Source organism: Neorhizobium sp. LMR1-1-1.1, assembly GCF_040675795.1.
GTDB lineage: Bacteria > Pseudomonadota > Alphaproteobacteria > Rhizobiales > Rhizobiaceae > Neorhizobium > Neorhizobium cellulosilyticum.
Genome location: NZ_JBEGHE010000030.1, coordinates 1 through 19530 on the forward strand (window position 1 = coordinate 1; position 19530 = coordinate 19530).

Genomic DNA, 19530 nt, shown 5'->3' on the forward strand with positions numbered 1-19530 from the left:
CGGAGCGGCAATCAGAAAATGACGAAGAACTTGTCAGCGGCAATCAGCGTGATAACTTGATCCCGACCGCGACCTAAGAATCTCATCCAGATTGTCGCCCGCGTCTCATCCTGATTGCCGCGCAATACTTCAGGATCAGCCGGGAAACTTGCCGTTTTTGCTGTGCGACTGGATACGTTTCCGGTCGATGCCGATATACGCGTCTATTATATCGGCACCAATGACGCCGCCGCGTTGACGGGGCTGCGGCGCAGTCTGCTGACGGAGTTCTCCGAGCTTCCGATCAGTGGCGAATACCTGCATCGGGACTGTTTTGACGTGACCCGGCGATATGGCAAAGACACATTGCTGATGATCGACCGGTGGGGAACAGACCGTCTTCCTACATTCTTTGCTCTGAAAGGTGCGATGGATGCGTGGCTGGCTAAAGCATCCTTTCTGCCCAACAATCTTGCCGACCGTCTGCTTCAAGGGCTCGCTGATTTTCTGCCCGAAGCGTTGCCCAAGCGGATTCTCGCACATCGCGAGGCTTTCGAGCATCACCTCATTATGAAAATCCCAGGACATATGGCAGGAGAGGTGGAACAGGCGCTGAACAGGAATGTAGGCCCTAATTCCTGGTTTCTGTTCGATGCGGAGGAAGGCAAGAAGGCGATGCTGCATAGGTTCGCTGCAGCGGGTGCCGCCATCCGCTACGCTGCGGTTCACGGCTTGCAGCGAGAGAATGTTCTTGCGCTCGACATCGCACTGCGCCGCAATGACGCCGAATGGTTTGAGCAGCTACCTGCCGAAATCGACCGGCATATCGAAAAGAAGCTCTATTACGGACATTTCCTCTGCCACGTCCTGCATCAGGATTACATCGTCAAGCCAGGAACGGACGTCAAACGACTGAAGGAGATGATGCTGGAGCGCCTCGATGCGCGCGGTGCGGAGTATCCTGCCGAGCACAATGTCGGGCATATCTACCGCGCCAAGCCGGCACTGGCGGAGCACTACAGATCACGTGATCCGACTAACAGTTTCAATCCGGGTATCGGGAAGACCTCTCGGAACCGATTTTACCGGGAGACCTGCCAATGCGGTGATGGCACCCAGTCCTCGGCCGACAAGGCGATAGTGTGCAATTGATGTGCTGCGCGACTAATCATCGTGAACCAGTGCTTACGCAACACCAGCGGCAAACCTGTCGAATAGATCGATGCTTCCCATCTGTCCCCCTTTAAGCATCAGCCTTATCCCGTCTCGCTGCGGATCGTCGCTGCGGCCGATAGAAAGCGAGACGCCCGGCGAAAGTTGACCGCCATAGGCGAGGCCCCAGAGGTTGAGGTTTTGCGCCATATGGCTCGATGTATCGCCTCCCGCCGCAATCAGGCGTCGGACCGGGACTTCGCTCAGCAGTCGGTCCGCAAAACGACCGACCGTCTGAGCCAGCCGCGTATCCGCACTGGAAATCGAAGCCGGATCCTGCGGCGCAGTCGACAGAAGCACATTGCGCTCGTCCCTGAGCGCAGAGCCGATCCGCGTCGCCATACCCTCCCGATAGCTTTCTTCCTCGACGAGCCTGCCGGCATCGGCGCTGATGCGGATGAAGGATGTCGCAGCCTCGACCTGTCGACGCGTCAATGGCGAGAGCGAACCTGCGATGGCAAGCACCGGCCCAGTAACCGTCGTTTGTGGCTCGACAACAGGGGATAATCTGTCGCCGTAAACGGCTTCCGCCACGCTGCTTGCGCCGACGACAAGGAGTGAACCCTGCCGCGCGCGGTGTTTCAGTTCAGTCCCGATCGCTGCAAGATGCTTCTGCGTGAGGACATCGAAGAGAATGTTCGGTTCGTCACTGGCGAGAAGCCGGTCGTTTTCCAGCGTGGTCCAGTCGACAAGTCCGACTGCGTCGGCCCCAAGCTGCTGCAGGTGAAGCCTGAGATCCGCTTCCGCCATCGGCGTCGAAGGATGCCGGCTCATGGTCGGATGGCGGTCGAGGCGATGAATGGCTGCCTCCGTTCCGATCGAGGCAAAGAGATTTCCGAATGCGCAATAACGGCCAAGAGACGGCTGCCCGCCGAGGATCACGGCCTGCCGCTGATCGACGAAGCCGCGCAGGACGGTCATTGCTGTTGCGATATTGCCGACATTCCTGGCGCTGTCGAAGGTGGAGCAGCATTTGTAGTGCAGCATTTTTATGCCCGATCGTGCAAAGAATTGTCCGACCGGGCGGAGCTCGGCTTCCATTGCGGCTGGCGTCATGGCGCGCGCCGAACCGGCTATGCCGACGGCGTCGAGTGTGCCAGCCATCGCGAGATGGCGGGACGAAGGGACGCCAAGGAAAAGGAATGCCTTCGCGCCTCGGCTGAACAGTGTCGCCAGCGTATCCGTGGCGCCGGTGAAGTCGTCGCCATACCAGCCGTAGAAGGGAGCGTTAAAGTTGACACTCATGCGGCCTTACCGAAAAACTCCAGAGCCTCGCGAAGTGGTTCCGACGTGTCGGCGGCGTCTTCGAGCGTCTTGCCATTCTTCATGGCATGAAAGGCTGCACGGATACTTTCGATGCCCGCAGCAGGGCCGCTCGGGTGACCCATGATGCCGCCGCCTGCCATGAACAGGAAGTCGTCACCGCTCGCCGCTTTCCATGTGACAGGAACTGTGCCAGCCCATTGGCCCGACGAAAAGGCGGGAAGCACGCGGTCGTCGGACTGATCGTCGAGTGTGCTCAGGCACATGGCCGTGCTTTCTATGACCTCCCTGTTTTCCTGGGCAAATTTGCCGTCGAGCCCATGGACATGCATGTGGTCGACGCCGGCCAATCGCCAGAGGACCTGATAGGCATCGAAGCCGATGCCGAGAACATCGCAGCGTGACAAGGCGCCGAAACCGTTGCGATGGCCGTGCAACGCCAGATCGGTCGAACGCCGAAGCGTCTCGACTGCGGAAAAGCCACACCAGTTGAGATTGGCCATGACGCAGGTGCCGCCCTCGCTTGAGACCAGATCGGCATGGCGGCGCATGGCATCCGTCTCGTCGGTGATGTTGAAGGCGATCATGACGCGCCGTCCGAGCCTGTCCTCAGCGCGTTTGACCGCTGCCATGACTGCAGGGATGCGTTTGCTCAGGGGGGCGTGGACCGGATTGGCGGAAATCTCGTCATCCTTGATGAAATCGACGCCGGCATCGCAGAGCCGACCGACCAGCCCTGCCGTATCTTCAGCGGTTAATCCCACATTTGGCTTGATGATCGAACCAATCATCGGTCCTTCAGAAACGCCCGTCAGCCTGCGGGTGCCGGCAATGCCCTGTTTCGGCAAGAGGTATCGTCGGCGCCAGGAGGCTGGCAGAGTTATATTCTCTAGCCGAAGGCCTGTGACCTCGCCGAGATCGTAGAGGTTGCCGGCTACCGTCGAGGCAAGTGCCGCAAGATTGACGCCGATATTGTCGATCGGAAAACGGATACTGACGGTTGCTCGATGCGGCCTGGTGGTGATGCCGCGGCGAATAAGCCACGCGCTCGGCAGTGTCGGGTGGCCGATCTCCCCCAAATCGACCACCTCGAGCACCTCCGCACGCGCGCGGGCGCGCAGATCGTCCGTCTCTCCCTCGACACGGATGAACGTGCCAGAAGATTGCTCCCCGGCCATGATCTCCGCCACTTTCTCGAGTGGAAGCGGTGTCTCTATCAGGTAATCCGCCGTAAAATGCGTATCCGTCACGGGAGCCTCAAATCTTCGAGAGGTCGGGGAAGGGACGAACCGGGACACTGCCGTCCCAATCTTCCGAAGCCTTGCGTATCGCGTCGAACATGCGACCCTTCGGACCTGCGACTTCCGACAGTTCGATGACGGTGCCGGGATGGTAATGCGTATCGAAATAGACGAAGCGGCCGTTCTCGCCGACTTCGCCTTCCATCACCACCTTGTAGCCCTGCTGTGTCAGCCGATCGAGGTCTGCATCGAAGGTGTCCGTCCAGTAAGCGACATGCTGAAGGCCGCGATGTCCTGCGTCGCGAAAGTCCTTGTACATTGAAGGCACGTCATTGCGGGTCTGGATCAGCTCGACCTGTAGCTCGCCTGAATTGGCCAACGCCACGGAATTGTGCGGCTCGTGGCTTTCACCGCGATAGCGGTAGTTCACGATCGGAACCCGCTCTTTGTAGAAGAACGGACCGACGCCCAGCGTATCGCTCCAGTATTGCATCGCCGCTTCGATATCATCCACGACATAACCCGCCTGGCGGATCTTTCCAAAAAAACGGCTCATCTGATGTCTTGCTCGTAATTCTGATTGAAATTGATGGAGGTGGCAGGTGTTCGCCCGCCGCCGTATATTTCAAGGTCAGGCGAGTGAGCCGACGACACTTTCGAGCGCGCCCCAGGCTTCGTCGCCGAATTCCTTGCTCCACTTGGAATAGAAGCCGCCCGTCTTCAGCTTGGCGCGGAATGTCTCCGTCTCGACCTTGTTGAACTTCATGCCGGCTTTCTCGAGATCTGCCTGCACGCCCGCATTTAGAGTGGCTATATCCTGGCGTTGCTGCAGTCCGGCCTCGTTGATTGCTCGCGCCACGATCGTCTTGACGTCGTCCTTCAAATCGGACCACTGCCGGCCATTGGCGATGAACCAGTAGCCATCCCAGATATGGTTGGAGAGCGCGCAGTTTTGTTGCACTTCATAGAGCTTCGCGACCTGGATGATCGGTAGCGGGTTCTCCTGAGCATCGACCACCTTTGTCTGCAGAGCAGAATAGACTTCGCTGAACTGCAGGCTGGTCGGCGACGCGCCGAGTGCGGAGAACATGTCGACCGAAAGCGGGCTTACCGGCACGCGGATCTTCAGGCCCTGCATGCCATCGGCATTGGTGATCGCATTGCCGCTGGTGGTCGTCTGGCGGAAGCCGTTGTCCCACATGGTTTCCAGCGCGTAGAGGCGCGAGCCCTCGATCTTGCTGCGCACGAGCTTGCCGACCGGGCCATCCATCGCCTTCCATACCTGCGCATAATCCTTGAAGGCGAAGCCGACGGCATTGAGAGCAGCGGTCGGCACCAGCGTGGCGATGACGAGCGAGGAAGGCGTGAAAAAGGTAAGCGCGCCGCCGCGAACCTGCGACAGCATATCGGTGTCGCCACCAAGCTGGTTTGCCGGAAAGATCAGCATTTCCACCTTGCCGTCGGTTTCCTTTGCGATCCGGTCGGCTGCTTCCTTGGCGCGGATGTTCAGCGGATGGCTGAGCGGTAGGTTGTTGCCATAGCGGAGCTGAATCTCAGCTGCTCCGGCTAGGCGCGGAATTGAAAATACGGCGCCCGCTGCCGGCGCAGCGGTCAGCCCCTTGAGGAGCGTGCGGCGGCTCAATGTCGTTTTCATCTATTCCCTCCCTTATGAAAAAGTCTCTTCCCATTGACGAAAATCAATCATATGAATGATGAAGTCAAACATGAAATCTGATGTAATTTGATGTGTTTCGATGCTGCTAGAATCAACCGAACCGTCTGAAATCAGTCGGCGCCCGACGATTGTCGATGTTGCCCAACATGCCGGTGTATCGACGGCGACCGTCGACCGTGTGCTGAACGGGCGCCAGGGTGTTCGGGCGCCGACGGTGCAGCGCGTGATGCGATCGGCCGCGCAACTCGGATATGTCGAAGGCGATCTGCTGGGGGAGGCGGCAGTGACCTCGCCGGCATATATCTCGTTCCTGCTTCCGGCCGGAACGAACCGCTATCTCACTCATCTCGGCAAACTGGTTGTCGAGCAGACACCGCTTTTCCAGAAGAACGGCATCAAGCCGACAGTCGAATACATCAAGAGCTTCAGCCCAGATGCGCTGGCCGCTGCAATGCTGAGGCATGGAAAATCCGCCGACGGCATCGCCTTCATGGCGCTAGAACATCCGACGGTGCGCGAAGCGGTCAATCGTCTGGCGGGAAAGGGCGTGCCGACTGTAACGCTGATCTCCGACATCGCCAATGCCCAGCGCTCGATGTATCTCGGTCTCGACAATCGGTCGATCGGGCGGCTTGCCGGATATCTGATCGCGCGGTTCGTCGGCAATGCACCGGCCAAGGTTGCCATGATCGCTGGAAGCCTGAGTTACCGGGCCCATGAGGAACGCGAGATGGGCTTCCTTCATGTTCTGCAGGAACGCCATCCGAATATCGAGGTCGTCGGCATCCGTGAGGGGCATGACGACGAGGCGCTCAATTACCGGCAGATGCGAATGTTGCTGAGCCAGCATCCGGATCTTGCCGGCATCTACAATATTGGTGGCGGTGCGAGCGGTGTCGGCAAGGCAATCAGGGATGCGCGTCGTGAGCAATCCTTAGTCTTCATCGGTCATGGCCTGACGCCGGATACCCGCGCATTCCTGATCGACGGCACCATGGATGCGGTGATTACCCAGAACCCCGGCGAGACGATCAATCGCGCTATCCGGGTCTTCAACAATCTACGAGAAGGTAGGCCTGCCGAAGAGGATATCGACCCGCTGCGCAGCGAGGTGATCTTCCGGGAGAACCTGCCGTGAACCTGTACTAGACCCGGATTACCGCTCGGCCTGGAGGAGGTGGAGTTGGTGATCCGGTTGCCATTGAGGAGGAGAGAGATGGCGATGAGTTCCGAAGTGATGGACGACCTGCCGGCGATGGAGCTTCAGCAGTCGGTGCCGGGCTCGCGTTGGATGCGGCCGGTCGAGATTATCTGTGCGGTTCTGCTGACATTCATCATAGCTGTCCTGCTGGTCGGCGTGACCGCACGCTATGTGTTCTCCTCGCCGCTTATCTGGGTGGATGAAAGCGCATCCTTCGCGTTTCTCTGGTTTGCCATGCTTGGTGCCGCAATCGCCATCGACCGGCATGAACATCTGCGCCTGACGGTCTTTCTGCATCTCCTCGATGAACGGAAACAGGCATTCGTCGCGACGATCGGTCTGCTTCTCACCGCCGTTTTCCTGGGCAGTCTGCTTTATCCCGCATTCGATTACGCGATTGAGGAGAGCTATGTCACATCTGCGTCCCTGCTGATCCCGATGAGCTACCGCGCTTCGGCACTGCCCGTCGGGTTGACGCTCATGCTGGCCACTGTCATCCTCCACGGCGTCCGCATCGGTAACGCCCGGATGTTGATCGGCGCAGCGGTTGTTGTTGGAGCTGCCGGAGGATCACTTTTTGCGCTTGAGCCGGTATTCGCCTATTTCGGCAACTGGAATATCGTCGTCTTCCTCGTCTTCGGTGTGGGCCTGTTGTTGGCCATGGGCGTGCCGATCGCTTTCTGTTTCGGTCTCGGTGCGCTGTCCTTTCTGACCTTCACCACCTCCATGCCGACCTTCGTCATCATCGGACGCATGGATGAGGGCATGTCCAGCATCATCCTTCTTTCCGTTCCGATCTTCGTCCTGCTTGGTTGCGTGCTAGATGCGACGGGCATGGGCAAGGCGATCGTCGAGGTGCTTGCCTCGCTGCTCGGTCATGTGAAGGCGGGCATGTCCTATGTCCTGCTCGGTTCCATGTTTCTCGTCTCGGGCATTTCCGGATCCAAAGTCTCCGATATGGCGACGGTCGCGCCGGCGCTGTTTCCGGAGATGAAACGGCGCGGCCACAAGCCGCCGGAAATGATCGCGCTACTGGCGACCGGCGCTGCAATGGCAGAGACGGTTCCGCCCTCGATCGTGCTGATCGTGCTGGGTTCGACCGCAGGTGTCTCGATTGCCGGCCTGTTCACCTCCGGCTTTGCCATCGCCATGGTCCTGCTGCTGGTGCTGGCCGTTCTTGCCCGATGGAAATCAAGGCATGAATCGATGGAAGGTGTCAGGCGAGCATCCGTCAAAACGGTCTGGAAGGCGGTCGTCATCGCGGCGCCGGCCCTGCTTTTACCGTTCCTCATCCGCAGCGCCGTCGGCGGCGGCGTCGCAACTGCAACCGAAGTCTCCACCATAGCTGTCCTCTATGCACTGATTATCGGTGCGACACTTTATGGCGGTATCAGCTTCAAGAAACTCTACAGCATGCTAGTCGAGACTGCGGCCTTGTCCGGCGCGATCCTGATCATTCTCGGCTGCGCCTCGGCAATGGCGTGGGCACTCACCCAGACGGGCTTCGCCTTTAAGCTGGCGCAAGCGGTGACGGACCTTCCCGGCGGCTGGCTCACATTCATGGGCGTGACTGTCCTGATCTTCATGGTGCTGGGCTGTGTGCTGGAAGGCCTTCCGGCGATCGTGCTGATGGCACCGATCATGTTTCCGATAGCCAAAACCCTCGGCATCAACGACGTGCACTACTCCATGGTCGTCGTCACCGCGATGAATGTCGGATTGATCGCGCCGCCGATCGGCATCGGTTTCTATATTGCCTGCAAGATCGGGGGCGTTGCACCTGACGAAGCAATGAAGGCAATCTGGCCCTATATAGGCGCGCTGCTCATTGGTCTCTTCCTGATCGCAGTGTTTCCCGTTCTGTCTACCGCATTCCTCTAGCTAAGCGGGTAAAGTGGTGTTTCGATGTAGGCAGACGGTTAGATGTTGAGGTGATTGGTTGGGATGAACGGGGGCGAATTGCACGCTATGTTAACCAAAGCCGTAATCGCTGCGAGCGCAGGTCGTGGCGAACTTCGGCATATTGTAGTCATGCAATGACGGGCCGGTGTTTTTCATCCCGCGAGACCTTCATCAGGTTCTAAGTTTGAATGCAGCAAGTGCAGCCACCGGGGCTCGGCTCACTAGGATGCGGGTTATTAGCTGATGCGATCCATGTCCTTGTTGCTGCAAGCTTGAGCGCTACGAGATCGTCGTCTGCCCGCCTATCATATCGTGCGTCCAAGCCGCGCCTCTCCTTAAGGCGGTTGAGAACTGCTCCACGAGATTGCGCTAGCGATAGGCCCATCGGCTAAAACTGAAACTCTATTTGCGATTTGTCTTTGCAGAGATGTTCGCGCAGCATTTCCGTTGAGAGTGACCACACCCAGTCAACAAGATGAACCCTCTCTATGAGGACACTACCCTAAGATATCTCGCAATTCTGAGCTGGGGACCGCTCACTTGCCTCCCAGTCATGACAAATAAATAGTTCAAAGGTTCGATTCCCATCACATCCCCGTCGTCTGGGAGGTGACGGTGTGAAGAGCGGAAGCCAGTCCCTGAAGATAGAATTGCGCTTCTATCCTCATCGGGGATGTCATCTGGTGGTACCGGAATACGGGCATTGCTCCTGGCAGCTGGGTCGCCCGAAAAGCTCCAGTAGGCTTAGGAGTTAGTTGCGGCGACCGATCGTCTTTCCACCACATGGCAGGCAAGCTCGATGCGGCGTGACAAAGCCGGCACGCCGGAACAGAGGTCGCGCAGCAGGTCGACCGCCGTCATGCCGATTTCGCGCATAGGGATATGCACAGTGGTCAGCGGCGGGTTGAGGAAGGCGGCCTGTGGCAGGTCGTCCATGCCCATCACCGACACATCGTCTGGCACACTGTAACCGGCCTGTTGCACGGCCATCATCGCGCCGGCCGCAAGGCTGTCGCCGGCCGTCAGAATGGCGGTGAAATCGAGGCCTTTTTGGGCGATACGCTCGGTGATCGCCTGTGTCGCCAGTTCCGGCAACCAGTCGTCGACGGTGACGGTCATGTCCGGTGTCGGGGTGATGCCGCGGTGGCGCAAGGCATCCCAAAAACCTTCCTGACGGCGTTCGATCGTGCGGCGGCCGGGGCGCATGAGGAAGAGGATGCGGCGGTGGCCGAGATCGAGCAGGCGGTCGGTGGCCATTTGCGCGGCGGAACGGTTGCAGGGGGTGACGCTCGACAGCCGCATATGCGGATCGTCGCCATTGATCAGCACGACCGGCTTGTCGAAAGCGCGGGTGGCGGCCAGCATGCGTTCGTCGTCCACTGTCAGGAACAACAGGCCGGTCACGTCGGGGTCGCTGCCTGCCTCGTCGAGGACGGAACGTTCGTCGCTGGCATCGGCAATCGGGCGGGTGATGATATCGAGGCCGAGCATGTTTGCGCGGTCGCGGGCACCTTCGAGAACATGCAGGGTGAACTGGTTGCGCACGTAATCGATCATGGCTGCACTCGAGGCGGCAATGACGATCTTCTTGCCTGGCACGGGTGCCGGCATCGGGTAATTGGCGTCCTTTGCGGCTTCCAGAATACGCTGGCGGATATCGTCGCGCACACCCTTTTCACCGGTCAGGGCGCGCGACACTGTGCTGAGTGAAACACCGACCTTTTCAGCGATATCTTCCAGCCGCACACGCCGGCTCTTCTTGCCGCGTTTGTTGGGAAGTGCTGCGTCTGCCATCGGTCCTCTCCAGTAATCGTCACCAGACTGCAAAAAATTTTCAGATTGCGCAATCGCAAATCCGATGTTTACATCCCGTCACCGCTCGGGAGAAGCGGATTGGAGGAGCCGGTGCCGCAAGGCGCCGGATGAGGAGGAGACTGGCATGGGCCTTTCTGCCCGGCATATCCGTGACAAACTCGATCTGCTCGTCACCGGCATGACCGGCCTGCGCGATGACGGTCGTTTTCACGAACCCAATCTCGATGGTTCGGCCGGCGATTACATTTCCTTCGACAGCTGGGAATGGCCGCAGGGCGTTGGTCTTTATGGCCTGATCCGGCTGTGGCAGTTCACAGGTCGCGACGACCTCAAGATTTTGATCGAGAACTGGTATGCCGCCCGCATCGAGGCTGGCCTGCCGAAACTCAACGTCAATACGACGGCGCCGATGCTGGGCCTTTCGGTTTTGTGGCGCGAAACCCGCGATACGCGCTGGCAGCCGGTGCTGGATGCGTGGGCGAACCGCGCGGTGACCGAAATGGACCGCACGCGGGAAGGCGCCTTTGCGCATCACGTCTCCGACAAGGTCAATGACGACGAGCTTTGGGACGACACGCTTTATATGGTGGCTTTGTTCCTCGCTTCCTATGGTCAGGCCAGTGGCCGCACCGAACTGGTCGATGAGGCAATAAAGCAGTTTCTCGTCCATACCCGTTATCTCGCCGACAAAAAGACCGGCCTGTGGTTTCATGGCTGGACCTTTCAGGGACATCATAATTTTGCGGAAGCGCGCTGGGCGCGGGGTAATGCCTGGATCACTGCGGGCATGCTCGATCTTTTCGATCTCGCCGATATTCCGGCAGCGGTGAAGGACTTTTTGACCGGCGTTCTGGTGGCGCAGGTGGATGCGCTCCTCGAGTTGCAGACGGCATCCGGCGCATGGCGCACGCTGCTGGACGATCCGACATCCTATGAGGAAATCTCGGCGACGGCCGGTTTTGGTTATGGCCTGCTCAAGGGGCATCGGCTGGGTATCGGCACGCCGGAATGGCGCGAGGCTGGTTTGCGGGCCGTCGAGGCGCTGCTGGCCAATATCGATGAGACCGGCACCGTGCTGAATGTTTCCTACGGCACCCGCATGGGCCACGACCTGCAGTTTTATCGCGACATCCCGATCCAGCCGACCGGTTACGGACAGGCGCTTGCGATCCTGTGCCTGTCCGAGGCGCTGCGCCATGTCGAAGGAGAGGTTTGATGGTGATGAAGGTTCTGTATGGCGCCGGTCCGGATGACATCAAAGGTTTTGATACGGCGCGGCTGCGCAAGGAATTTCTGGTCGAGGACCTTTTTCAGCCGGGTGAGGTGAGTTTCACCTATACCCATGTCGATCGCCTGATCCTCGGCGGCGCAGTGCCGCTCGATGCGACGCTGACATTTGGTTCGGGCAAGGATATCGGCACGCCTTATCTTCTCTCGGCGCGCGAAATGGGCGTCGCCAATCTGGGCTGCAGCGGCACGATCACGGTGGATGGCCAAGAATTCGAGCTGGAAAACCGCGATATTCTTTATATCGGCCGGGGTGCGCGGGAGATTTCGCTCGCCAGTCATTCGGTGGATAAGCCGGCGCGGTTCTACATGAATTCGGTTCCGGCAGGCGCGGATATCCCGCATCTGCTGATCAAACGGGCTGAATCGAAACCGCTCGATCTCGGCGATACGAAACGCTCAAACAAGCGGAACCTGCGGATGTATATCCACCCGCAGGTGGCGCCTTCCTGCCTGCTTCTGATGGGCATTACCGATCTTGCCGAGGGCAGTGTGTGGAACACCATGCCGCCGCATCTGCATGAACGGCGCATGGAGGCCTACTGCTATTTCGATCTGGCACCGGAAGAGCGTGTTATCCACCTGATGGGGCGGCCGGAGGAAACGCGGCATCTGCTGGTCAAGGATCTCGATGCGGTGCTGTCGCCGGCATGGTCGATCCATATGGGCGCGGGTACCGATGGCTACGCTTTCGTCTGGGGCATGACCGGCGAAAACCAGGAATATAACGACGTGGCCCCGGTGGCCCTCAGCGAACTCAGATAAGGCGGCAGGCGAAGATGAACCCGGAACAGAACTGGATGCGCAAGACATTGAAGCCGGGCGATGCCGTTCGCTACTGGCAGCTTGGTCGCATCGCCGAGGAACGGTTCGACGTGCCCGACGCGCCGATGAAGGGCGAGATGGACCCCTTCTTCTTCCTCACCAAGGTGAAGAACTTCATTCCGCATGAATATCCCTGCCGCACCATCTTTGCACAAACCTATCGCGGCAAAAGGCCGGATGTGCGCGGTGAATTCGAGGCATCGCGCTGGTGGCTGCCCTTCGGCTCGCCACGGCTCGACCTTTCCGGTTTCTGGTTCCGCCCGACGCGGCTCGCCACATGGACGCGCACCTATATCGAAGCGGAGACGGCGGGCACTGCAAAGATCCGGCTCGGCACCTGCGGCGGCGCCGTGCTCTGGTTGAACGGTTCGGAAGTGGGCTGGATGGCGCCCTATAGCCGCAATCTCGAAGCCAAGCAGGAGTTCGAACTGGAGCTGAGCGCCGGCCCTAATGAGATCGTGCTTTTCTTCGATGATCTCGCCGAACGTGATGCCCGTTATTTCTACCAGTTCGATTATCTTTCCGGCCCCGTCGCCAATGTTGCCCTGCCGGTTCCGGTCGCGGGAGCCGTGGCGGACAGTCTGGAAGAAGCGCTGGACGGCATGCATCTCGATCGCCAGCACTATTTCGGTGGTGATATCACCGTGCTGTTTGCCAAGGCCTTGCCGGTGGAGGCCAAGGTCAATGTCGCCATCGAAGGCGATTTCATGTCGCGGGAACGCTTCGATTACGATTTCGAGCTTCCGGCCGGTGTCGGCACTCTCAATGTCGGGCCATCGGAAAACGCGCCTGCCGATTTCCGCCATCTGCGCGTGACGCTGAATGCCCGCGGTTTTGTCGCCTCGCGGTCGGTCGGCGTGGAAATCTGCCATGCGGCGCGTCAGGGTGAGGCCTCGGCGTCGCTCTCCGAGCGGATCACGGAAACGCTGACCGAGGTGTCCAATTATTCCGAGCGCGATACGGTGCGCGCCTTTGCCCGGCTGGCCAGTGGCCGTGGTGGCGCTGACACCGATGCGATGATTGAGGAAATCCTGTCATCAATCGAGGATTGCCATGACTGCGCCGATTTTTCGCTGGTTCCGCTGATCTGGTCGCGCACGACATGGGGCGGCGATATCAACGACAAGACGCGCGCCCGCATCGACGCCGCCATCCTGAACTATCGTTACTGGATGGATGAGCCGGGCAATGACGTGCAGTGGTATTTTTCGGAAAACCATGCGCTGCTGTTTCATACCTCCGCATATCTCGCCGGTCATCTGCTCCCCGAAGCGACTTTTGTCCGTTCCGGCCGCAAGGGTTCGGAGCAGGCAAAGGTTGGCGCGGAGCGCGTGCGGGCATGGCTCGACCATTTCGAGCATTGGGAGATGGCCGAGTTCAACTCGGCTCCCTATTTCCCGATCGATCTGAAAGGCCTGACGGCGCTGGCAGCCCTGTCTCCGGACAAGGATATCGCTGACCGCGCCAAGGCCGGCATCGTGCGGTTGGCCGAAATCATTGCCCGTTCGGCGCATCATGGCATGGTGACAGCGGCGCAGGGGCGGTCCTACGAACATACGCTCTGCGCCGGTCGTTCGCTGGAGCTTTCGGCGGTTGCCCGCCTGCTCTGGGGCAAGGGTTTTTATGGCCGCCGCGTGCACTGCCTGCCGCAGATGGCTGTCTGCCTGCGCGACCATGGGCTGGTCATCCCCGATGAATTTGCAGCAATTGCCGATCACAAGGGCGCCGACCATCAAGAATGGCGGTTTGCGCAGGGCGAAAACGCGTTTGCGGCGCTTTATCATTACAAGGGCAAAAATTTCGCCATGGGATCGACGGTGCATTACCGCTGGGACGAATGGGGATATCAGGAAACCGTGCTGCATCTGCGCATTGGTGACAAGCCGGAAGCGGCGATCTGGATCAACCATCCGGGCGAAACGATCCAGTTCGGTTACGGGCGTCCATCCTATTGGGGAGGTTGCGGCACCATTCCTCGCGTGCAGCAATATCGCGGCCTCGCCGTCGTGGAATTCACCACTTATGAGGAACAGCCGGATTTTACCCATGCCTGGTTCCCAAAGGCCGAGTTCGACGAAAGCCGCGTTTCGGGCAGTCTGGCACTTGCCCGTTCGGGTGAGGGGGCCGTGCTTTTACGAGCCGGTTCCAATCTTCACGCCACAGATGATGGCCCTTCGGCCGGTGCCGAATTGCGGCAATACGGCCAGAAAACCCGCTGGATCGTGCGTGTCTGCGAGGCCGGCGATCTGACCTCGGTGGAAAGCCGGTTTGGCGATCTGGCCGCCGAACATGGGCCGGATGGTGTCATCATTGTCGAAGACCCGGAATATGGTAGCGTTCGTTTCGGGGCCGATGGTTCCGTGGAGGCTGAAGGCCGCGTGATAACGCGGACGGATTACAGCGTGAGGGGCGAAGCAATCTTGCTTGGCGTCTAGTCGTCACCGGACGGGTTGGGAGGCCTTGTCCACAATGGGAGGAAACGTGCATGAAGACCAGATCGCTTGTGGCGGGCCTTGCGCTCGCGCTTCTCACCTCGACGGCGGCCCATGCCGGCGATGTGCGTATCATGTGGTATTCCGATGGCGTCGAAGGCGAGGTGATGAAAGACCTTGTCGGGCGTTTCATGAAGGAAAATCCCGGCATCAACGTCATTCTCGACAATGTTGCCTATAGCGTCATCAAGGAACAGCTGCCGGTGCAGCTGGAAGCCGGCAACGGGCCGGATATCGCCCGCGTCACCGCCATCAAGGAACTGTCGAAACACTGGCTGGACCTGCGCCCGCTGGTGAAGGACGCCAAATATTGGGACGACAATTTTGGCAGCCAGGCGGACTGGATGCGGCCGGACGGTTCCAACCAGATTTCCGGTTTCATGACGCAGATCACCCTGACCGGCGGTTATGCCAACAAGACCCTGTTCGATCAGGCCGGCGTGCCGATCCCCGGTCCGAAGGCGACTTGGGAAGACTGGGCTGCCGCCTCGAAGAAGGTGCAGGAAAGTCAACAGGTGCCGTTCGCCATGGCGATCGATCGCTCCGGCCATCGCATCACCGCGCCACTTCTTTCCTATGGCGCCAATTATGTGGGCTCCGACGGCAAGCCGGCACCGCTCGACAAGGGTGCGAAGGACTATCTCACCAAATTTGTCGGCTGGGCTGACGACGGCACCGTCAGCAAGGATGTCTGGGTGTCCGCTGCCGGCAGCACTTATCGCGCTGCGGCCGACGATTTCATCAACGGCCAGCTCGCCTTCTATTATTCCGGTTCCTGGCAGGTGGCAAACCTTGCCACCAAGATCGGTAACAACTTCGACTGGGTTGCGGTCGGCAGCCCCTGCGGCCCGGCCGCCTGCACCGGCATGCCGGGTGGTGCCGCTCTGGTGGCGGTGAAATACACCAAGAACCAGGAGGACGTCGCCACCGTGATGGACTGGTTCGCGCAGGAAAAAATCGTCAAGGAATTTTCCGAACGCACGCTGTTCCTGCCCGGCCACAAGGCGGTGGTCGACAAGGGTGGTCTCGATTTCAAGTCTGACAATGAACAGGCCAAGGCCGCGCTGAATGTCTTCGTGGAATCCACCAAGACAACATCCGAAGCGGCGCTGAAACTGCCGGGCTGGCGCTGGTCCGACACGGTTTATGCGGCGATCGTTACCCGCATCGGCCAGACGCTGGCGGGTGAATTGAAGATCGATGATGCGTTTACGCGCATCGATGCGGATATCGCCCAGAAGGTTAAGGATGCGGGCAAGTAGTTAGTGCTGAAGTTGAGGCGCTGCGCCCCGCTGATCTTTCCGCAGGCCGAGGGCCTTTGCAGATGGAGGTGAGGCAGTGCCTCTTGCTCCCTTCGATCTCCCCCTCAAGGGGGGAGATCGGCTGGGCGCACTGTCCCGGCTTCATATGCCCTCCCATTTTGGAGGTGGCGAAACGACAAAATTCGACGGTAATGGAGGAGAAGACACGACCATGACCACACCATCTCTCTCCGCCATCCTGATGGCACCCATCAACGCCATCATGCGCATCATCGATGCGCCGCTGCGCCGCCTGCAAAAGGCGACCGGCATCGGTGGCATGGCGGCGTTTTTCCTCGCGCCGAACATGCTGATCTTCGGCATTTTCGTGCTGCTGCCTCTCGTCATCAACTTCGTCTACTCGATGACCGGCGGCACCGCCTTTTTCCTCTCCGAACGCGACTTCATCGGCGGCGCGCAATATTCGCGCCTGTTCGAATGCCAGAACTATCTCGATCCGATGTCGTGCCAGGAGGATGCCTTCTGGACCGCCGTCGGAAACACGTTCTGGTTCGTGGTCCTGCAGGTTTCGCTGATGATCCTGACGGCGTTGATCACGGCGTTGATCCTCAACCGCGAACTTGCCGCCCGGTCATTCTGGCGCGCCGTATTCTTCTTTCCCGTGCTGCTGTCGCCAGTCGTGGTCGGACTGATCTGGAAATGGATTCTGCAGCGTCAGGGCCTCCTGAATTTTGGTCTCTATCAGTTCGGCATGGACCCATACACATGGCTGACCGACCGCAGCTGGACCTTTGCCGCCACGATCGGTGTGTCGCTCTGGGCGCATATGGGGTTTTACGCGCTGATCATTCTGGCGGGCCTTCAGGCGATCCCGAAAGATCTCTATGAGGCGGCGGAGATGGACGGCACCAAGCCGGCGCGCGTCTTCTGGCGCATCACCCTGCCGCTTCTGGCACCGAACCTTCTGGTCGTCGTGGTGCTGGCGCTGATCAAGTCCGTGCAGGTGTTTGACGAAATCTACGTGCTGACCGGCGGTGGGCCGGGCACGAGTACCCTGTTCCTGACGCAATATATCTATGAAACCGGCTTTGCCTCGGCGCTGCGCAATCCGGGTCTGGCGGCCGCCGCCTCCATCCTGATGGGCGGTGTGCTGGTGGTGCTGACGTTGATCCAGCTCGGCATCGGCACGCGCGGCGAAAACAAGGGGAAACGCTGATGGGAAAGGTTGCGCGTTTCATCCTGCGCCGGAAAGGCGGCAAGGGCTGGCACTGGACCGATGTCTTTACCTGGGTCTGGCTGGTCGGCGGGTTGATCATCATGTTCGGCCCTGCCGTCTGGCTGGTGTTTTCCTCGCTGAAGACCCCGGCCGCGCTGGCAGAATTCCCGCCATCGATCCTGCCCTATGTCACCAGTCAGGCGACCGTCGAAGGCTACGACAAGCCTTTGATGCTCTATGACGCGAAGATGCCGGACGGTTCGACGCGGGTTCTCGCCGAAGTGCGGCGTATCGGACTGGTGGCGCAGATGGTCGATCCCAAGGCGCCGGGCGAGATCTTCAAGGTCAACATCAACGACCGCGCCCCGGTGCGCACAATGTCGTTCGCCACGGAAAACTATACCGAACCCTTCGTGCATTTCGATTTTCTGCGCTATCTCTGGAACTCGGTTTTCGTGACGGTGGTGGCAACGGTGATCACGCTGGTGGTCAATTCCATGGCGGCATTCGCGTTGTCTAAATACGAGTTCAAGGGCCGCTCGCTCGCCATGCTCGTCATCCTCGCGACGCTGATGGTGCCGCTGTCGGTGATCATGGTGCCGCTTTATTCGATCATCTCGACACTCGGCCTGTTCAACAGTCTATGGGGTGTCATCCTGCCGACCGTGGCGACGCCGACCGGCGTCTTCATCCTGCGGCAATACATGCTGACCATTCCCGACGAACTGATCGACGCGGCGCGCATGGACAAGGCGTCGGAATGGCAAATCTACTGGCGCATCGTGCTACCGCTCACGGCGCCAGCGCTGGCGGTTCTGGCGATCTTTTCGGTCGTCTGGCGTTGGAACGACTTCTTGTGGCCGCTGATCGTGCTGTCGCGGCGTGAGCTTTACACCCTGCAGGTCGGCCTGAGCATCTATTCCGGCGAACTCAATGTGCAATGGCATTTTATTCTGGCGATGACCGTCGTCACCATGATCCCGGTCGTGCTGGTCTTCATTTTCCTGCAGCGTTTCATCACCACCGGCATTGCCGGCACCGGCCTGAAGTAAGGGACACCGATGGGCGAAATCAAACTCACCGTCGTCAAGAAATCCTTTGGCGCACTCGCGGTCCTGAAAGACATCGACCTGCATATCAAGGATGGCGAATTCGTCGTTTTTGTCGGCCCGTCCGGCTGTGGAAAATCGACGCTTCTGCGCACCATTGCCGGGCTGGAAAAGGTGACGGGCGGCGAAATCCAGATTGACGGCAAGCGCGTCAACGAGGTGACGGCGGCCGATCGTGGGCTAGCCATGGTGTTCCAGTCCTATGCGCTCTATCCGCATATGAGCGTGCGCCAGAACCTCGCCTTCGGGCTGGAAAACTCCAACATGCCGAAGGTGGAGATATCAGATCGCATCAACGAAGCCGCGCGCATGCTGGAGATTGAGGCCTATATGGACCGTCGTCCGGGGCAGCTTTCCGGGGGGCAGCGCCAGCGTGTCGCCATCGGCCGCGCAATCGTGCGCCGCCCGACGGCTTTCCTGCTGGACGAGCCGCTCTCCAACCTTGATGCCGAACTGCGTGTTTCGACCCGTGCGGAACTGGCGGCGCTGCATGCGCGGCTGGGGTCTACGATGATTTATGTCACCCATGATCAGGTGGAGGCGATGACGCTTGCGCACCGCATCGTGGTGATGCGGGCCGGCAAGATAGAGCAGGTGGGGACGCCGCTGGAGCTTTATAACGAGCCGGCAAACCGGTTCGTGGCGGGCTTTATGGGCGCGCCGCACATGAATTTTTTGAAGGCTGATGTGCTGGCCGTGTCCGCCGGTTCGGCGACATTGTCCTTCGCCGGTGGTTATCGTGCGGACCTGCAGACCGGGCATGCGAAGCTGCATGTGGGCGACAAGGTGACGGTTGGTGTCCGGCCGCAGCATCTGGTCGTCAGCAACGATCCGCAACATCCGGTGGCAAAGATTTATCTCGTCGAGGCGCTGGGATCGGAAACCGTTGTGCATGGCGATATCGGCGGCGAAAAGCTGCTGGCGGTCCTGCCGGGCCAGCAGAAGCTGAACGCGGGCGACAGGGTGCATTTCGACCTGTCGAAACCGGTCCTGCATGTATTTGATGACAATGGCCACCGCCTGTTCACCCATCCGGGAAGCGGGGCGTAAA

General features: G+C 59.6%; 15 protein-coding genes. 10 read left to right on the forward strand and 5 right to left on the reverse strand.

All coding sequences use genetic code 11. The features are described 5' to 3' along the window. Positions 1-114 precede the first annotated feature (114 nt). On the forward strand, positions 115-1131 hold the full coding sequence (dld, locus tag MRBLMR1_RS19400) for a D-lactate dehydrogenase (RefSeq protein WP_500065733.1): 1017 nt from the start codon (positions 115-117) through the stop codon (positions 1129-1131). A gap of 33 nt (positions 1132-1164) precedes the next feature. Here dld and MRBLMR1_RS19405 read toward each other — a convergent pair whose 3' ends face one another. From MRBLMR1_RS19405 to MRBLMR1_RS19420, 4 genes are all read right to left on the reverse strand, one after another. Further along, positions 1165-2436, reverse strand: a complete 1272-nt coding sequence (locus MRBLMR1_RS19405) for a four-carbon acid sugar kinase family protein (RefSeq protein WP_500065735.1) — start codon at positions 2434-2436, stop codon at positions 1165-1167. Next, a complete protein-coding gene (locus MRBLMR1_RS19410) occupies positions 2433-3704 on the reverse strand; it encodes a RuBisCO large subunit C-terminal-like domain-containing protein (protein WP_500065737.1) in 1272 nt (423 codons plus the stop codon). Before MRBLMR1_RS19410 ends, MRBLMR1_RS19405 begins: the two co-directional genes overlap by 4 nt. 7 nt (positions 3705-3711) lie before the next feature. Then, complete coding sequence (locus tag MRBLMR1_RS19415; RefSeq protein WP_183688461.1) at positions 3712-4251, reverse strand: VOC family protein; 540 nt, start codon at positions 4249-4251, stop codon at positions 3712-3714. A gap of 75 nt (positions 4252-4326) precedes the next feature. Next, a complete protein-coding gene (locus MRBLMR1_RS19420) occupies positions 4327-5349 on the reverse strand; it encodes a TRAP transporter substrate-binding protein (protein WP_148144114.1) in 1023 nt (340 codons plus the stop codon). A 100-nt stretch (positions 5350-5449) separates the two neighbouring features. On the opposite strand from MRBLMR1_RS19420, the gene MRBLMR1_RS19425 reads away from it, so the two are divergent. Both MRBLMR1_RS19425 and MRBLMR1_RS19430 read left to right on the forward strand, forming a co-directional pair. Beyond that, positions 5450-6508 (forward strand): LacI family DNA-binding transcriptional regulator, encoded by a 1059-nt coding sequence (locus tag MRBLMR1_RS19425; protein ID WP_500065740.1) that lies wholly within the window; start codon positions 5450-5452, stop codon positions 6506-6508. A 78-nt stretch (positions 6509-6586) separates the two neighbouring features. Continuing rightward, positions 6587-8452, forward strand: coding sequence for a TRAP transporter large permease subunit (locus MRBLMR1_RS19430; RefSeq protein ID WP_500065742.1), 1866 nt, complete (start codon positions 6587-6589; stop codon positions 8450-8452). A gap of 765 nt (positions 8453-9217) precedes the next feature. Here MRBLMR1_RS19430 and MRBLMR1_RS19435 read toward each other — a convergent pair. After that, positions 9218-10267, reverse strand: coding sequence for a LacI family DNA-binding transcriptional regulator (locus tag MRBLMR1_RS19435; protein ID WP_148144117.1), 1050 nt, complete (start codon positions 10265-10267; stop codon positions 9218-9220). A gap of 145 nt (positions 10268-10412) precedes the next feature. On the opposite strand from MRBLMR1_RS19435, the gene bglB reads away from it, so the two are divergent. The 7 genes from bglB to MRBLMR1_RS19470 all read left to right on the forward strand — a co-directional run bounded on the left by bglB (position 10413) and on the right by MRBLMR1_RS19470 (position 19529). Next, positions 10413-11504, forward strand: coding sequence for a beta-galactosidase BglB (gene bglB / locus MRBLMR1_RS19440; RefSeq protein ID WP_183688465.1), 1092 nt, complete (start codon positions 10413-10415; stop codon positions 11502-11504). Beyond that, entirely contained in the window at positions 11504-12340 is an 837-nt protein-coding gene (gene kduI / locus MRBLMR1_RS19445; protein ID WP_148144119.1) for a 5-dehydro-4-deoxy-D-glucuronate isomerase, read from the forward strand. Before bglB ends, kduI begins: the two co-directional genes overlap by 1 nt. A 14-nt stretch (positions 12341-12354) precedes the next feature. Continuing rightward, on the forward strand, positions 12355-14835 hold the full coding sequence (locus tag MRBLMR1_RS19450; RefSeq protein ID WP_500065745.1) for a hypothetical protein: 2481 nt from the start codon (positions 12355-12357) through the stop codon (positions 14833-14835). Positions 14836-14885: 50 nt separating this feature from the next. Further along, positions 14886-16154: an ABC transporter substrate-binding protein gene (locus MRBLMR1_RS19455; protein ID WP_183688469.1), complete on the forward strand. Its 1269-nt coding sequence runs from the start codon at positions 14886-14888 to the stop codon at positions 16152-16154. Positions 16155-16365: 211 nt separating this feature from the next. Further along, positions 16366-17370, forward strand: a complete 1005-nt coding sequence (locus MRBLMR1_RS19460) for a carbohydrate ABC transporter permease (RefSeq protein ID WP_183688471.1) — start codon at positions 16366-16368, stop codon at positions 17368-17370. Next, positions 17370-18422 (forward strand): carbohydrate ABC transporter permease, encoded by a 1053-nt coding sequence (locus MRBLMR1_RS19465; RefSeq protein ID WP_148144123.1) that lies wholly within the window; start codon positions 17370-17372, stop codon positions 18420-18422. The genes MRBLMR1_RS19460 and MRBLMR1_RS19465 overlap by 1 nt, the downstream gene beginning before the upstream one ends. Before the next feature lie 9 nt (positions 18423-18431). Next, positions 18432-19529: an ABC transporter ATP-binding protein gene (locus MRBLMR1_RS19470; protein WP_148144124.1), complete on the forward strand. Its 1098-nt coding sequence runs from the start codon at positions 18432-18434 to the stop codon at positions 19527-19529. Position 19530 lies beyond the last annotated feature (1 nt).

Bases quoted from the DNA above. Each gene is read 5' to 3' on its own strand.
- MRBLMR1_RS19405 (WP_500065735.1), bottom strand. From the start codon at position 2,436: ATGAGTGTCAACTTTAACGCTCCCTTCTACGGCTGGTATGGCGACGAC.
- MRBLMR1_RS19435 (WP_148144117.1), bottom strand. From the start codon at position 10,267: ATGGCAGACGCAGCACTTCCCAACAAACGCGGCAAGAAGAGCCGGCGT.
- MRBLMR1_RS19470 (WP_148144124.1), top strand. From the start codon at position 18,432: ATGGGCGAAATCAAACTCACCGTCGTCAAGAAATCCTTTGGCGCACTC.
- MRBLMR1_RS19450 (WP_500065745.1), top strand. From the start codon at position 12,355: ATGAACCCGGAACAGAACTGGATGCGCAAGACATTGAAGCCGGGCGAT.
- MRBLMR1_RS19455 (WP_183688469.1), top strand. From the start codon at position 14,886: ATGAAGACCAGATCGCTTGTGGCGGGCCTTGCGCTCGCGCTTCTCACC.
- MRBLMR1_RS19465 (WP_148144123.1), top strand. From the start codon at position 17,370: ATGGGAAAGGTTGCGCGTTTCATCCTGCGCCGGAAAGGCGGCAAGGGC.
- kduI (WP_148144119.1), top strand. From the start codon at position 11,504: ATGGTGATGAAGGTTCTGTATGGCGCCGGTCCGGATGACATCAAAGGT.
- MRBLMR1_RS19425 (WP_500065740.1), top strand. From the start codon at position 5,450: ATGCTGCTAGAATCAACCGAACCGTCTGAAATCAGTCGGCGCCCGACG.
- MRBLMR1_RS19460 (WP_183688471.1), top strand. From the start codon at position 16,366: ATGACCACACCATCTCTCTCCGCCATCCTGATGGCACCCATCAACGCC.
- MRBLMR1_RS19415 (WP_183688461.1), bottom strand. From the start codon at position 4,251: ATGAGCCGTTTTTTTGGAAAGATCCGCCAGGCGGGTTATGTCGTGGAT.
- MRBLMR1_RS19430 (WP_500065742.1), top strand. From the start codon at position 6,587: ATGGCGATGAGTTCCGAAGTGATGGACGACCTGCCGGCGATGGAGCTT.
- bglB (WP_183688465.1), top strand. From the start codon at position 10,413: ATGGGCCTTTCTGCCCGGCATATCCGTGACAAACTCGATCTGCTCGTC.
- MRBLMR1_RS19420 (WP_148144114.1), bottom strand. From the start codon at position 5,349: ATGAAAACGACATTGAGCCGCCGCACGCTCCTCAAGGGGCTGACCGCT.